Source organism: Acaryochloris marina S15 (genome assembly GCF_018336915.1).
Lineage (GTDB): Bacteria > Cyanobacteriota > Cyanobacteriia > Thermosynechococcales > Thermosynechococcaceae > Acaryochloris > Acaryochloris marina_A.
In genome coordinates this window covers 4,370,706-4,386,908 of record NZ_CP064923.1, presented here as the reverse complement: position 1 = coordinate 4,386,908, position 16,203 = coordinate 4,370,706, and the positions used below count along the sequence as shown (strand labels likewise).

Genomic DNA, 16,203 nt, shown 5'->3' with positions numbered 1-16,203 from the left:
AAATCTACTCTCAGCACAAAAGACAAATAAGCGTTAAGATTCTTTGTATTTGGACTTAGGAGATGTGACCACTCTATGAGAGTTTTACTGATATACCCCCTCTTTCCAAAAAGTTTTTGGTCATTTGAGAAAACCTTGTCCTTAGTTGACAAAAAAGCATTATTGCCACCCCTGGGGTTAGTGACGGTAGCCGCAATTCTGCCCCAAGAATGGGAGTTTCGGCTAATTGACCGCAATATTGAAGCCGTGCCTGAGTCAGACTGGGACTGGGCTGAGATGGTGATTCTATCCGGCATGATTGTGCAGAAAGAAGATATGGTGGGCCTCGTGGAAGAGTCCCATCGCCGCGGCAAGAAAGTTGCGGTGGGTGGACCTTTTGCCACGTCTGTCCCTCAAGATTTGCAGGCCGTAGGTGCGGACTACTTGATCTTGGACGAAGGGGAACTGACCCTGCCCATGTTCATTGAAGCCATAGAACGTGGAGATGAGAGCGGCATCTACCGAGCGACGGAAAAACCTGCCGTTACCGATACGCCCATTCCTCGCTTTGACCTGCTGAAATTTCCTGCTTACGACAATATGTCGGTGCAGTTTTCTCGGGGATGCCCGTTTCAATGTGAATTTTGCGACATTATTGTTCTCTATGGTCGCAAGCCTAGAACCAAAACTCCTGAGCAACTGATCGGTGAACTTGATCGGTTGTGTGAGCTGGGGTGGCGTGGCAACGTGTTTATGGTTGATGACAACTTCATTGGCAATAAGCGCAATGTGAAACTGCTGCTCACCGAGCTGCGGGATTGGATGGCTGAGAAAGATTATCCCTTTAGCTTTGCAACTGAGGCATCCGTTGATTTAGCTCAGGATGAAGAGTTGATGGATCTGATGATTGAGTGCAACTTTAATAGTGTGTTCTTGGGGATTGAAACCCCGGATGAAGACAGCTTAAAGGTAACCAAGAAGTTCCAGAATACCCGGGACTCCCTCAGCGAATCCATCGATACCATGTCTGAGAAAGGGCTACGGATCATGGCCGGGTTCATTATTGGTTTTGATGGAGAAAAGAAAGGAGCGGGCGATCGCATTACCCGTTTCGTCGAAAAGACCAATATTCCCATTGCCCTATTCAGTATGTTGCAAGCTTTGCCTAATACCGCCCTGTGGCATCGCCTAGAAAAAGAAGGTCGCCTGATCCAAGGCCAAGAAGGAACCGGCAATCAAACCTCATTGATGAACTATGTTCCCACTCGTCCCATTGATGAAATTGCCAATGAATATGTAGAAGCCTTCTGCAATATTTATGATCCGGTGAAGTATTTGGATCGGACCTACCGTCATTTTATGAGTATGAAGATCCGTCCCAAATATGGGGGTTCGGGTAAAAGTTCTCTAAAGGTGAGTTGGATTGATATTCGAGCCTTGTCTACCCTGGCTTGGCGGCAAGGGGTGGTTCGTGAGACCCGCTGGAAATTCTGGATTAACTTGTTCCGGATTCTCCTAAAGAATCCACAAGTATTCACGCGATATCTGTCGGCATCTGCTTTTATTGAACACTTTATGGAATATCGACAAATTGTCCGGGAGGAAATTGAGTCGCAGTTAGCTGTGCATTTGGAAAATCATCCTCGGGTTGTGGTCAAGCCTGCAGAAGAATCTCCCAAACCGGAGCAAATTCCAGCTAAAACGGCTTAACGGCAACAGTCAAAAAGCTTTCAGCCGTTTTAATCTCTCTATCCACCCATCATGACTAACCCATCTTTGTCTAAGCAAACCTGGTCACTAGACCACGGCGCTTTGATAGACCTTTGCCAACGGCAAAATAATCTGTTAATCATTCAAGATTTAGATGGGGTGTGCATGGGGCTGGTGAAAAATCCGCTGACCCGAACCCTTGATCCAGCGTATGTCCGAGCGGCTCGCCACCTGGATGGACATTTTTATGTCCTCACCAATGGCGAACATATTGGCAACCGCGGGGTCAATCGCATTGTTGAGAAGACATTTGATGCGGGAACAGTGGCTCAAGAGGGCCTCTACTTACCCGGTCTCGCAGCCGGAGGCGTGCAATGGCAAGATCGATTTGGTACCGTGTCCCATCCAGGGGTTAGTTCCCAGGAATTGGACTTTTTGGCGGCGGTACCTAAGCAAATTAGTCAGCGTTTGCACCAGTTTTTTCAACGTCAGTCTGAGAATGATCCCAACATTCCAGCCTGTATCGAGGCAGCCGTATTAGACAATCCCGTTTCACCCACGGCAAATTTAAACGTCTTTTATGATCTGCTGGCTGACAAAATTGAGATTTATGCTCAGCTTCAGCAAGAGATGCAGGTGCTGACAGCAGAGCTACTGCAACAGGCAGAAGTCCAGGGACTGGGAAAATCTTTTTTTGTGCATTACGCACCCAATCTGGGGAAAGATGCTCAGGGGAATGAAATTTTGCAACCTGCGACTGCTGAAGATGCGGGGACAACAGATTTTCAATTTATGTTGCAAGGCGGCATTAAAGAGGCGGGGGTGTTGGCGATTTTGAATCGCTATTATCACCAACGAACCGGACAGTACCCTTTGGGCCCAGACTTCAATGCTCGTCAAGCTCCACAATCTCATGCTGCCCTGGTAGATTTAGTCAAAGAGAAATTTGACCCAGTTCACATGCCAACCCTAATTGGGGTGGGTGATACGGTCACCAGCAAGGCGGTTGAAGAGAATGGAGAATTGCGGTTTCAACGAGGGGGAAGCGATCGCAACTTCTTACACCTCATTCAAGCTCTGGGTCAGGAATTTGATACTCATAATATCGTGATTTATGTTGACAGCAGTGGCGGCGAGGTCAAAAACCGTAAGGCTTTGCAGCTAGAGAGAATATCTGATTCTCAGTCAGGGGCCAACTCACTCCATCGAGTCGTAACGGGGCCTGGCGACGATCGAGATACAGCAGATCCATTGACGCTGAATGTGGTTTTTCCTGAAGGGCATACACAATATATTCAGTGTTTTCAGGACATTGCTCGACGCCGCCATCACTAGAAGGTTAGACGATACTGTTAAAAGACCAGTTGAGAATCTCATGACTGTTTACTAGTCCGCCGGTACCGGCCGTAAATCCGATAAAAGCTTGATTTCCCAAGGCCCCAGCGAGATCAATGTTGGTGGATAATACTGCATCAGCAGGTTGGACATTAGTGTTGGATAAATAGACCTGTAAGAGATTGGTTGTGCCGTTATAGTTCACCCAAGCGGTGAGAGGATTGCCACTATTTAGATCAAAGGGAGCATTAACTGAGGCCAACGGATTGTTGGTACTACCATTGCTCAAGATTGATAAATGGTTGCTATTGAGTTCCATGGCGCCGTTATTGAATGTATCAAACTCGATGGCGATACTATTGGTTATGCCTCCATAGCCGAGGCCACCACCAATGCCGCCCAGGGCATTGCTCCCTGTAGGGCTATTTTGCAGTACTAAGCTAAAACCGTCAGCACCAGTTGTACCCTGGCCTCCCGTAATTTGGAACTGGAACTGGCTTGAGAAGCTAGTATTACCATCTACCTGAAAGGCCTGATTGAAAAAGGCACTCCCAGCCCGGTTGCTACTGGCAGGTGTTAAACGGAGTCGGCTATTGGTTCCTGATGCACTGCCATTGAGATTGAGGGAAGATACGTTAGCAAAATTATTGAAGGATGCCGATAAATTGGGCTGTGGGGATTGGATGAGATTAACAGGTTCCCACTTCAGAATTTCTCCAGAGACGAGATCTACGCCATAGAGCCGACCATCCGGCCCCATCTTCATGTCCACCACAAAAGGAATATTAGAGTCAAAGACTTGAACATTCGAAATTTGACGATTATTATCGAAGGTTGCTGCATAGAGGGTGCCGTTGTTGACATCCCCGAACATTAGCGTATTGCTATTGTAAAAATCTCCGACGGTAATGGCGTTGGCATTATCCGGTGCTCCATGACTCTGGGATAGGAGGGGAAAAATGGCTGCTGCATCTCCAGGATCATTTCGATTTCCATTGTTGTAGAAGGAGATGGCTGGGGACAAGTCTTGATAGCCACCGGTTGGATTGGGGCCTTCTAGGTAAGGCCAACCAAAATTAGAACCGGCGATTCCAGTATTAATTTCTTCCCACTGGGTCCAGCCCACATCACCGATCACAGGTAAGTTTGTCACTGGATCAAAGGTAAAGCGGTAAGGGTTACGGAGTCCTGAATAAAACACTTTGGATTGATTGCTGTTGGCATCACCATTAAAGAAGGGATTGGTGGAAATCCCTTGACCTGTGAGGGGATCGATGCGGAGCACTTTACCGGAAAGATTGTTGATGTCCTGGACTCGAACCCCACGAGGATCGACGAAGTTATAGGAGGTGCCGTCTCCATTGCTGAGATACAAATACCCGTCGGGGCCAAATTCTAAGTCACCAATGGAATGGGATTCACTATCGGTGGCTAGGTAATCCCGAATATTTTGATTTTGAGTCCCTGGACGATTCGGGTCATTATCTTGGCTACCGAGATCAATTTGGCTAGAGGGAGCGGTAATGGTGGTGCCATTGACAATCCCAGAGGGGGAGATAGAGAGATTGCCCGTACTGTTGCTATCGGGCTGACTGGTGTTGGCCCAGGTACTGTTGGTGCCAGCTAAGACAACTAAGCTATTGGGATCTGCAACCATTGTGGTGGGATCGACCGTGAGCCGCACCATCCGCGAGGGGCGATTGCCATTGGCATCTGGAGCAGCTAAGCCTGTATTGCCAATGGTCTCGGGTGGATCGTAGGTATAGAGTAAATAGACATAGGGTAAATTAGGAAAATCTGGATGAATGGCTAGTCCTAGTAAGCCGCGATCTCGTGTGTCATTCACCTGGCTGGATAGATCGACTAAGGGGGTGGATTGGAGCACGCCATTATCAATGACCTGAACAACTCCATCCTTTTGAGCAACCAACAGATAGCGACCATCAGGTGTCCAATCGAGAGTGGTGGGTTGTGTTAGTCCTGAAACTGCTGTCGTGCGATTGAGGTTGCCCAAGGCCAAGTCATTATCAAGAATGGTGATATTGGTAATGTTATTCCCGAGAGCTCCACCGTTTGGGTTAGTTAAGGTAACGGAAAATGTCTCGTCTCCTTCGACAAAGACATCATTGAGGATAGGAATAGTCAAGGTTTGGGTGGTTTGGCCGACGGCAAAGTTTAGGGTGCCGGATGTTGCCCTATAGTCTTCGCCAGCAACTGCTGTGCCGTTACGGGTACTGAAATCAACGGATGCTGTGCTAGAACTATTGCCGCTCCGTTGAACCGTGATCGAGGCAGTTGCGGTTCCTTCTTCCACGCTAATGGCAGTATCCGTGACGGATAACGTGGAAGCTGCATCATCATCAATGATTGTAACCAGGGTGGTGCGGGGTGCTCCCAAGCCACCGTTGCTGGGGTTTTGGATGCCGACGGAGAAGATTTCGTTCCCCTCCAATAGGGCGTCATCAATGATGGGGATCGTAAACGTCTTCACCGTTTCACCAATGCCAAAAGTAATTTCACCTGTATTGCTGCGCCCGTTTAAGGTGGGAGTGATGAAATCTACGTCGGCTAAGGCTGTGTCTGAACTACCCACTTCATTGGTGGTGTACTCAAGGGTGGCTGGAGCTAGGGCTGATCCTGAACGAATGGCTGTGATGGTGACAACGCCAGCCGATTCATTAACCAGGATGGGATTATTAGTATCAGCTAAGGAAAAGGTCTCCACAACAGGGTCTGGAACCTCTAACAATCCAGTGCCCAGTGCTAAATAAGCGACCTCTTCAAAGACGTGCTGAGTTTCCCTCTCCCTCGATTGCTCCTCTTCTAAAAAGAGGGTGGTGCCGGTCGTGTCTAGGGTCCGATAACGAATCGAAAAAGGATCGCCACCATTGTTGGTGTTGGATTGAGCTAGAAATACGGGTATATCATTGCCGCTAAAGACGTTATCAAAGCTGGCAGTGGAATCTTGATGATTACTTGAGATTTGATTGGCAATGAAGGGGACACTGCTAAAGGTGCCGCTACCGGGTGCGATCGCAATCCAATCCACTGCTTCCACAGCATGGGTTTGATCCGCAGCTTCTTCCTCTTGCAACCTTAAATCAAAGCCAGTGGTCGAAACATTCCTGAGCCGCTCTGCCACGGCGGCAGCTTCATTTTCGCTAGTCGTTTGGGCAAATAGTAATGGCGTGTCATTGAATGCAGTAGAAAAATCAATCGAATCCCAGTTGTTATTGCTCTGGCTGCTCCCAGCCTGGAGGACGGTACCATCCGCTAGGGTATGTGTGCCTTCCTCTACAACCAGATAACCCAGGGACTCGGTGGTATGTCGTTCATCGAGGTATTCCCACTCGTCAATGCGAATCTCGAAACTGTTATTGGCTACATTTCGGATCCGAACGGTTGAAGGATCAGGCCCATTAAAGGAGGGTGGTCCAGCAATGACGACGGGATTTGTATAGGTTTCTTGGAGTGTAATCTGAGTCCATTGATGATTGAGATTGTCTATCCTGCCACTTTCACCAATTGTTGCTAGCGTTCCTTGATAAGCGACTTGGCCAGCACTGCTCAGAGCTACGGTCGTTTCTACCAATCCCACGCTTGATTCTAAGAACCAATCTCCCCCTTGACCCGTTAAGTCATTTGAGGCAGCAACATCTGATTCTGTGATGGTACTGATCTCTTGCAGGAAGGTTAAGTCATCACCAGCGCTAATGTTGCAGCCATAAAACAATAGATCGCCATGGTCTGCTAGAGCCTCGCCCCAGATTTCAAGGTCATTGGTGTAAGTATTGAGGTTGTTTTGAGTTAAAGCTGTGTTGCCTAGTTGGACTGTTCCTTGGCTACCATGAGAAATGATGTGAATACTATCTAAGTCTTGAAACTGAGACAGAGTCTGGGCAATTTCTTCGATAGTATCCGTGGGGGCATCGAGTAAAAAGACTTGATCAACGTCTAATTCTTGGATCAAGATATCTGTTTGTGATAGCTCAGCATCAATAAAAGCAACGGATAAGATCGGTTGCCCTGGGTCAAATGAAGTATGGTTCATTGTTATTAATTAAGATAAGCAAAACACGATATAAGCCTCAGCGTTGTCTTACCTCTCTAGACACAGGGGTGTATCCGTCCGAGACGCTGATCGAAAATTGACGCAGGACTCTATAGCGCTTCTATTGTTCAAGAAGCGCCATAGCAAACCTATTGCAAGGAGAAAACCTGGCAATATTTTAGATAGTCCTAAGTTAGGGAAAAAACGGTTCTACAGCCAAAAAAATGATGCCAACGCCATCTCGATAAATGGATATTGATTCGTTAACGGATGTGATGATTCTCTAACGCAGATAATATCGTTTCTCTACTGAGAAACTAATTTAAACTGAGTTTATATTAGCTATTAATAGATTTTTTTTAAAGGTAAATAGTTGTATATTGATTAATTTTTATTGTAGATAAATTGATGAGATGAAAATTTCATTCGAGATTCTATTCCTAATAGATCTATTGTGGACATTTTATTCTCGCCTGGAAAATTGAAATGACCCTTCTGTTATCGAGTTGGTCGTGCCTCAAGTAATTGTGGGTTGAGTATACTAGAGGCTCAGCTCAGCTTCTAACCTACCCATGCAATGCCCACTATGCGGTCATTCCAAAGCACACAAGCATGGCAAGATGCCCAACATGCTTCAACGATACCGTTGTCCTGAGTGCCAGCAGACCTTTACTGAACGCTTTGATACCCTTTACTATCGTCGTCAGGTGAGTCCAGAGCAGGTCCGACAAGTCCTCCAAGCCCATGCAGAAGGGAGTAGTCTTCGAGGTATCACTCGGACCAGTGGCCTAGCTTACAACACTGTAGTCTCTCTAGTAAGAGCTGCTAGCCAACGATCTCAGCAACTCCATAATGGCCAAGTGCAAGCCGTTGAAACGGAGGATGTCAGTGCAGATGAAATGTGGTCCTTTGTGAAAAAAAGCAAAAACACTGTCTTCCCCATGAGCTAGAGATGGGTGATTGTTGGATGGCGATTACCTTGGCAAACACAAGCGGCGTGATCCTCTCGTGTCGTGTGGGCAAGCACACCGATTCATTATTGAATGAACTGGTGACTAGCACTGAAGGTAAGACCGATTGCAAGGACTGGAATAGCGACGATTGGGGGGGTACGAAAGAGTGTTGCCTTGGGAGATTGACCATTACATTGGCAAGGACAGAACTCAACGACTCGAACGCACCAATGGCATTATTCGACAGCACAGTGGTCGATGGCATCGACGCCAGAACAAATTTGGCAAAGTGTGGGCGCAAACCAAAGTCACTGCTCGATTAGTGGTCAGCTATTTCAATTGGATTTGGACACACAGTCGGCTTAAAACAACGGCGGCACAACGTGCTGATCTAGCCTCGCGAGCTTGGCATTGGGATGACATACTCACCTACCCCACAATTGTTTGATGCACGACCATCGAGTTGAAGGCGAGAACAAAATGTCGCGGTTGATACTAGTTGGCCCAATCTTTAGCGCGTTCCACTGCTTTTTGCCAGGTTTTAAAATTGGCTTGAGCCGCTTGGGTATTGGTGCTGGGTTGAAAAACTTGATCAATTTTTCGAGCAGCGACTAAAGCTCCATAGTCTTTCCACATCCCTATGGCTAGCCCGGCCCCAAAGGCTGCCCCTTGGGCAGTAGCATCCAAAACCACAGGGCGTTCAACGGGAATACCTAGGACATCGGCTTGATACTGCATCAAGAAATTGTTCTGACAAGCGCCACCATCAACTTTGAGTTGCTGAATGGGAGAGCCACAATCTTGGTTGACCGCATCGACCACTTCCTTGGTTTGGTAGGCGATCGCTTCTAATACTGCCCGCACCATATGCTCTCGCTGGGCCCCGCGAGTAATTCCCAAAAAGGCCCCTCGAGCGCTCATATCCCAATGGGGGGCTCCGAGGCCACTGAGGGCCGGGACAAAATAGACCCCGCCATTATCTTCGACGGCTTTGGCCAACCCTTCTGTCTCGGCAGCATTGGTAATGAGCTTGAGGCCATCTCGCAACCACTGAATGCAGGCTCCAGAGGTGAACATACTGCCTTCGATGGCATAGCCAGTTTGGACTTGACCATGATCTGTTTGAGTCCAAGCCACGGTAGAGAGCAGGCGATTCTTGGATCGAGCAATTTCACTTCCTGTATGGGCCACCAAAAAGGAGCCGGTACCATAGGTACATTTGAGGGAGCCGGGGCGATCACAGCCGTGGGCGAACAAGGCCGCTTGCTGATCCCCAAAGATGGCGGCAATGGGAATTTCCTGGCCCAAGAATTTGGCGTCGGTTTTGCCAAAGACCCCTAAGCTGGGATGAATTGCGGGCATAAATGACTGGGGAATGCCAAATAGATCAAGGAGATGGTCATCCCAGGTGCCTTGGCTTAAATTCAACAGTAGGGTACGACTGGCATTGCTGTGATCCGTGGCGTGAACCTTGCCTCCTGTGAGATTCCACAAGGCCCAGGTATCGATGGTGCCTGCGATCACGTTGTCTAAATTGAGATTGGGGTTTTGCTTTTTAACCTCTGCTAGGAGCCACGCTAACTTACTCCCTGAAAAATAGGCATCGAGGACCAAACCGGTGCGATCGTAAATATCCTGGGTATGGCCTTGCTCTGCCAGCTGGTTACAGTAGGCTGCGGTGCGTCGATCTTGCCAAACAATGGCTTTGTGCAGTGGCTGCCCCGTGGTTTTATCCCACAGCAAACAGGTCTCGCGCTGCACGGTCAGTCCGATAGCAGCGATCTGAGCGGGATCAATTTTGGCTTGGGCGACTACCGTTTCCATGGCCCAGCGGGTATCACGCCAGATTTCTAAGGCATCATGCTCCACCCATCCCGGCTGAGGATAATACTGAGGAAGCTCTTTATAGGCCTGATCGACGATCTGGCCATCTTGGTCGAAGAGAATGGCACGATTGCCAGTGGTCCCCAAATCCAAGGCCATGATGTAGGTGGCTGAAGTCATGATCTTCCTCGAAGGGTTTACACAATCTTCTCTAGGAGTAACCCTTGAGTGTCCCTTAGTTCAAAAGATCTTAAGCTTTCGACATCATTACCAATTTCTAAGCCGGGAGAGGTCAAGACGACTCGCCATTCGCTTAGTTCTAGCTGTAACCAGTCCCCTAGAGTAACGGTGGCGGGATCACCTCCCATATGGCTAACCATGACAATATCTTCGGACTGTTCAATGCCAGGGCCATGCTGGCTGCGCTGTCCATAGAAGAGGGTGTAGGTTTCCTCGGTGATGCGGTTGAAGCGATCGCGTTCGGTTAAGTTCTCGCCTAGCCAAGGATGAGCAAACCGATATTGACGTGCGGCTAAATTGAAGGCCACTTGTTCAGGGTTTAAGCTGTCTCCCCAATGTTTAACGTTGGAAAAGTCATAGCCATCTTCCATAAAAGCTCGGGCAAACTGTTTCAGCTTAGGCACATCCAAGTCGTTGAGAAATTCGGGACGATCCGAATGTTTCAATGATTCCAAACTGATATTGGTACAGACATTCGTTTCTCCTGCAAAACAACGCCGACAGGATTCCGCTACCATTTCCAAGTTGTAATCTGATTCCAGCATGGTGGCTTGCAACGCTTTCGAAAACTGACGCAGCATCTCTAGATCCGTAAACCCGAGGGCTTTGAGTTGGGGAAACACTTCAGGAGGCTGAAATAATTCTGGTGTGAGCTGCCAGTCAAGGAAGCCAATTTCTTCGGAAACCACTTTGACGCCATATAGCTCATCCGTATTCCGGAAGAAGCCCCAAGCTCCTCGGAAGTTGGCATTGAGAAATTCCATAGGTAAGCCTGGGCAAAACCCCAGTACCCACAGCTTGATGGCAGGATTGTCATAGGCGGTTTTGGTGACCTCGACGAGGGTATCTCCCAAATGCCAGTTAATCGGGCCTTCTGGATCGATTTGATTGCCCCGGCGAACGGTGTCATGGTTGGCGCAGCCGGTAATCCAATTAGAGCCTTGGAACATGACCTCGCAGACTCGTCGCCATTTTTGATCCCAAAAGTGTTGGAGAGCTGGGGTATTGTGGGCAAAAACTAGGGGTCCCCACTGGTAGGAATGGGGTTCGAGCTCAACCAGCTCCAGATAGCGAGAGGTCTCTTCCCAGCCCTCTTGGGGCCAAGGACGGCCATCTTCAAAGATGGTAAACATCAGGCGTTCGTTGCCTTCTATCTCTTGGACAATGTTGCCCATAGCCCTTAGATAGCCGTCGTCCTGTTCGACTAAGTTGGTGAGGGGATTGAAAAACCGAAAGTCCTGTCCCCCATCTACTCGAATGCCATCGGCCCCGGTATTGTTTTTGCGACGCTGCATTTCCAAGAGGATGGCACGGACTGCAGGTAATTGGTGGTTTAAATCCTGGCCATACATGTTAGGGCCTTTCAAGTACTGGCGGCTAATGAGCTTTTCGCACTGGTTATCGGCATGGCCGTACACCAGGTCATAGATGACTTGAATGGGCCCTTGAAAAAAATTATGGAGCGTGGCAATAAAGTCGATGATTTCGTCGGGGCGCAGGGTTTCTAGGACGGATGGATTGGTGGCTGTGGAGCCAATAATGGGCACGTCGTAGCCCCAATTCTGGGTATTGGGTTTTCGCAGGGTGATTTTGATGGTTTGGGTATCTTCATCCGTGAGACTGGTCGGCTCAGGGGGGCGGGCAAAGAACTCATGGTGGTGGTTGTCTTGGTCTAAGCGATATTCAATGGTGGGCTCCATGGGCAATAGCTCGATGGCGTCGTAGCCCACATAGTTCTGTTCTACAGGGGTGAGATCTTCCCCTTGAGCGAGTTTGTCTGAGATGCGCTGGTAGATGCGTGTCAGGCCCGCAAGGGTGCCTTCGGGAGAAGCGGTATGAACATGGAGCTGCAGGATGCAGACCGGCGCCGGGAGTCGAGGCGGTGGATTTTTTAAGTCAGATGCTAAGAATCCTTTGCGAGATTTTGTCTGAGCCCCCGTTGCCTTTAAATAGTCCAAATCTGATCGCTGACGCTGGAGCCGATCGCTGTCATAGAGTTCGGCGGGGGCAAAGACCCCGTAGGGGAGGGAATAGGCTAAGGGGTCGCGAGTGGTTTTTACGCGTCCTTGATTGTCGATATAGCGGAGCCAGTAGAAGCTGCCTGCTTGGTCGCGAGTGCCGGGGCGAAGTCCTTTAATCACGCCCCAAATATATTCACCCTGGAGGATGAGGGGGATGCGATCGCGTTGCCAAGTCACTTCTTGCTCAGCAGCCCGGAAGTTAATGGCTTCTAGGGGAGTAAACACTTCTAGATAAATACTGCGCTCGGACTGAATCACTTCAGCGGCCAGCCCAGGTGTCCAGAAACCGATTTCTGTGAGACCGTCTTCTCGGTAATAGGCTCCTAATCGGGTGGCGAGGAGTTGGCCTGTTTGAAAATAGGTAGCGTCAGATTGGTCAATGTTGGCGGCCCAGTCTAGTAAGACTTGCGTTTCTTGGTCATCTAGAACGGGCTCAGGGAAAGCGGAATCAACCACAGTTTTTGCGACATGAAGGGCGTTTTTGCTGTTGTCCAGCCTAACAGAAAGCAGCAAACATTTATCAGGGCTTAATTTGCAGAGTGGGGCATGTTGGCATAGGGTAATCTTGGGGTCATCTCTGATTGCAAAGGATTTTGAGACGGGTTCTGTGGGGTAAAACTCAACTCGTCCATGCCCACAGCATTACAAAAGATACAGCGATGTTGTGGGCGCTCGAACTTTGACATCCCCATTGATCTAGATGACCGTGACAAATAGGAGGCCATCTGATGAAATCTTCCCTAGTGATTCTTTACCACCGTGAACCCTATGATGAGGTGATTGAGAACGGTAAAATTCACTATCGGCCCAAGAAAAGTCCCAATGGCATTTTGCCGACCTTAAAAAGCTTTTTTGCCAGTGTGAATCAGGGGACTTGGATTGCCTGGAAACAGGTGACGGCAAAGCAACGCAATAGCTTTGAAACCCTAGTCACGGTAGAAGGCGAGGGTAATTACAACGTTTGTCGTATCCCTTTGAGTGCCGATCAAGTTAAACACTTCTATCACATCACGTCTAAAGAGGCGTTTTGGCCGATTCTCCACTCCTTTCCCTACCACTTCACCTATGAGTCTTCGGACTGGGAAAACTTTCACACCATCAACCGTCTGTTTGCAGAAGCAGCTTGTGAGCAAGCGGCAGATGATGCCTTAATTTGGATTCATGACTATAACCTGTGGATGGCGCCTCACTACATTCGCCAACTCAAACCCAACGCCAAGATTGCCTTTTTCCACCACACTCCTTTCCCTTCTGTCGATATTTTCAATATCTTGCCCTGGCGAGAAGAAATTGTAGATAGCCTGCTGTGTTGCGATATTGTTGGCTTCCATATTCCTCGCTACTCGGAAAACTTTGTTAATGTGGCCCGCAGCCTCCGGCCTGTGGAGATTGTGGAACGAGGCCCGATTCCTGAGCATATTACGCCCGTGGGTACGGCTTTGGCTGAACCCAATATGACCACCTACCTGCGTTATAAAGGTCAGCTCGTCAATATCGATGCCTTTCCGGTTGGCACCAATCCCAAACATATTTTGGAAACCCTCAGTCAGCCCACTGCCCAGAAACGTCTGGCAGCAATTAAAGAAGACCTGGGCGGTCGCAAATTGATTATTGCTGCCGGTCGTGTGGATTATGTAAAAGGCAACCGCGAAAAACTAGAAGCCTTTGGTCGCTTGCTGAAACGCCGACCCGATCTCCACGGCAAGATCACTTTTGTGATGACCTGTGTATCGCCAGCCACGGGAATGCGCATCTACAAAAAGGCCCAAAGTGAAATTGAACAGCAGGTGGGTAAAATTAATGGTCAGTTTGCCCAGCTCGGCTGGACACCGATTTTGCTCTATACTCAGCCTCTTTCCTTGGAAGAGCTGCTCAGCTACTATCGGGTGGCGGATATTTGTTGGACAACGCCCCTGAGAGATGGCCTCAACTTGGTGGCCAAGGAATATATTATTGCCAAAGATAAGCAGCCTGGGGTCTTGGTGCTGTCGGAGTTTGTGGGAGCGGCGGTGGAACTGCCAGAAGCCATTCTCACTAATCCCTATTCGATTGATCGGATGGATGAGTCGATAGATAAAGCTTTGGCGATGTCTGATGAAGAGAGCCAAGCTGCTATGACCAAGATGTTTGAGACGGTCACCAAGTATGACGTCGATTATTGGGCGAATCATCTTTTGCAAAAGTTCAAAGCGATTCAATCGGCTCCCTCTGAGAACCAAGCCTCAGTTTCTTAGGCTGGTCTAACGGGTAACGGCGGCTTTGCACCTATTTAATCGTTTTGAATTAATAGGTGTGATGTTGTTGTTCTTGGGCCTATCCTGCTGAGCCGAGGCCAAAGAACATGGATTCCACCGCAACCAGCGGCCCAACCGAGTTTTGAGCTAGGATCACTTCTAACCATTCGACTCACCGCACAGGAGGCATTGTGTTCTCAGGGTTAACGCAAACGGCCTCCCGGCAACGCGAAATCATTGAAGTCGTCCTCCGCAATGGCTGGGACTTCATGCAGCAGCTACTAACAGGGGGTAAAGCAGATCAGCCTGCGTTACCGACGCCTGCTGTGCTGCGTAATATTTTGGTGGATTTGGGGCCAGTCTATGTCAAATTAGGTCAGCTCTTGAGTACGCGCCCTGATATTTTGCCAGCGCCCTATATTGAAGCGTTGTCCACGCTGCAAAGCAAGGTCCCTCCCGTTGCCTGGGTTGAAATTAAGGCAGTGATTCAGCAGCAAATTGCCCAGGAATTGCGGTCCCAGTTTAAAGAGATTGATTCCACCCCGGTGGCATCGGGGTCCATTGCCCAAGTGCATCGGGCTATCCTAGCCAACGGTCAGCAGGTGGCTATTAAAGTGCAACGACCGGGGATTGATGGAGTTGTTAATCAAGATATTGCCCTGATCAATACCCTCGCGGATCTGGCATCACGAACTGATATTGGTAAAGATTACGACCTTAAATCCTTGGCGGCAGAGTTTTCCAATGCCCTCTTGGATGAACTGGATTTCACCGTGGAAGCGAGTCATACAGAGCAGCTGCGCCAAAATCTCTCCACCAGTCGCTGGTTTGATCCGCAACAGCTTGTAGTCCCTAAAATCAATTTGGCCTTGACCACGCAGAAAGTGCTGGTCATGCAGTGGCTAGAAGGTGAACCTTTACTGTCGGCAAACTTGCCCTATTCCCAACAGGAACCCAAGATCGATGGTGCTCGTCGGCAGGTGACCACTTTGTTGTTTCGGGCATTTTTGCAGCAAATCTATGTGGATGGTTTCTTCCATGCCGACCCCCATCCCGGCAATTTGTATTATCTCAACGATGGTCGAGCGGCGATCCTAGACTGCGGAATGGTCGGACGCTTGGACCCTAACACCCAGCAGATTTTGACGGAAATGTTGTTGGCGATTGTGGATCTGGATGCTCAGCGTTGTAGCCAGCTGACGCTGCAGTTAGCGAAAACCCGACGGGCGGAGAATTTGGCCCAGCTCGAAAGTGATTTTGAAGCTCTGCTGCGCAAGTACTATAACCGGAATCTGGCGGAGATTAACCTGGGGGAGGTGCTGTATGAAGTGCTGCAAGTTGCCCGCTCGAACAAGCTGAAATTGCCGGGAAATGTAGGGCTATACGTAAAAGCCTTGGCTAATTTGGAAGGGGCTGCACGAACCTTTGATCCCAAATTCAATGTCTTAGATGAAATTAAGCCGTTGATGAGCGATTTGTTCCGACGGCAGTTGGTGGGAGAAGATCCGTTGCCGACGCTGCTGAGAACGGCCCTGGATGTTAAGAATTTCTCCTTGCGATCGCCCCGTCAGTTAGAGCAACTTCTGGACCAAGTCACGTCAGAATCCTTGCAGTGGAACTTAAATCTATTGGGTCTGAATGGTTTACGAATTACCGTCGATAATGCTGCCAATCGCCTGTCTTTCAGTATTTTGGTGGGGTCGCTGATTATGGGGGCGGCGATGATTTCGGCGGAGAAGCAAACGGCGTTGTACTGGTTGAGCAATACTCTGTTTGCGGTGGCGAGCTTTTTGGGATTGTGGTTGGCGGTTAGTATATTGCGATCGGGTAATCTCCGTTAATTTGAATTTTTAGGT

The 16,203-nt window shown here is 48.9% G+C and carries 7 protein-coding genes and 1 pseudogene; 5 read left to right on the top strand and 3 right to left on the bottom strand.

From position 1 onward, the window contains the following. Positions 1-75 precede the first annotated feature (75 nt). Complete coding sequence (locus tag I1H34_RS19985; RefSeq protein WP_212662716.1) at positions 76-1,689, top strand: B12-binding domain-containing radical SAM protein; 1,614 nt, start codon at positions 76-78, stop codon at positions 1,687-1,689. Positions 1,690-1,740: 51 nt separating this feature from the next. Beyond that, positions 1,741-3,024, top strand: coding sequence for a glucosylglycerol 3-phosphatase (gene stpA / locus I1H34_RS19980; protein WP_212662715.1), 1,284 nt, complete (start codon positions 1,741-1,743; stop codon positions 3,022-3,024). Positions 3,025-3,028: 4 nt separating this feature from the next. On the opposite strand, the gene I1H34_RS19975 is transcribed toward stpA, so the two are convergent. Next, positions 3,029-7,075: a DUF4347 domain-containing protein gene (locus I1H34_RS19975; protein ID WP_212662714.1), complete on the bottom strand. Its 4,047-nt coding sequence runs from the start codon at positions 7,073-7,075 to the stop codon at positions 3,029-3,031. Positions 7,076-7,647: 572 nt separating this feature from the next. On the opposite strand from I1H34_RS19975, the pseudogene I1H34_RS19970 reads away from it, so the two are divergent. Beyond that, positions 7,648-8,476, top strand: a pseudogene (locus I1H34_RS19970) (IS1 family transposase). 47 nt (positions 8,477-8,523) lie between these two features. Here I1H34_RS19970 and glpK read toward each other — a convergent pair. Together glpK and gghA are read right to left on the bottom strand one after the other, a co-directional pair. After that, entirely contained in the window at positions 8,524-10,032 is a 1,509-nt protein-coding gene (gene glpK / locus I1H34_RS19965; RefSeq protein WP_212662713.1) for a glycerol kinase GlpK, read from the bottom strand. A 17-nt stretch (positions 10,033-10,049) separates the two neighbouring features. Then, positions 10,050-12,569, bottom strand: coding sequence for a glucosylglycerol hydrolase (gghA, locus tag I1H34_RS19960; protein ID WP_212662712.1), 2,520 nt, complete (start codon positions 12,567-12,569; stop codon positions 10,050-10,052). 272 nt (positions 12,570-12,841) lie between these two features. On the opposite strand from gghA, the gene ggpS reads away from it, so the two are divergent. Both ggpS and I1H34_RS19950 read left to right on the top strand, forming a co-directional pair. After that, entirely contained in the window at positions 12,842-14,347 is a 1,506-nt protein-coding gene (gene ggpS / locus I1H34_RS19955) for a glucosylglycerol-phosphate synthase (RefSeq protein ID WP_212662711.1), read from the top strand. A gap of 191 nt (positions 14,348-14,538) precedes the next feature. Continuing rightward, on the top strand, positions 14,539-16,188 hold the full coding sequence (locus I1H34_RS19950; RefSeq protein ID WP_212662710.1) for an ABC1 kinase family protein: 1,650 nt from the start codon (positions 14,539-14,541) through the stop codon (positions 16,186-16,188). Positions 16,189-16,203 lie beyond the last annotated feature (15 nt).

What these genes read in the sequence shown, in the direction of transcription:
- I1H34_RS19985 (WP_212662716.1), top strand. Translation starts at nt 76, where the DNA reads ATGAGAGTTTTACTGATATACCCCCTCTTTCCAAAAAGTTTTTGGTCA.
- stpA (WP_212662715.1), top strand. Translation starts at nt 1,741, where the DNA reads ATGACTAACCCATCTTTGTCTAAGCAAACCTGGTCACTAGACCACGGC.
- I1H34_RS19975 (WP_212662714.1), bottom strand. Translation starts at nt 7,075, where the DNA reads ATGAACCATACTTCATTTGACCCAGGGCAACCGATCTTATCCGTTGCT.
- glpK (WP_212662713.1), bottom strand. Translation starts at nt 10,032, where the DNA reads ATGACTTCAGCCACCTACATCATGGCCTTGGATTTGGGGACCACTGGC.
- ggpS (WP_212662711.1), top strand. Translation starts at nt 12,842, where the DNA reads ATGAAATCTTCCCTAGTGATTCTTTACCACCGTGAACCCTATGATGAG.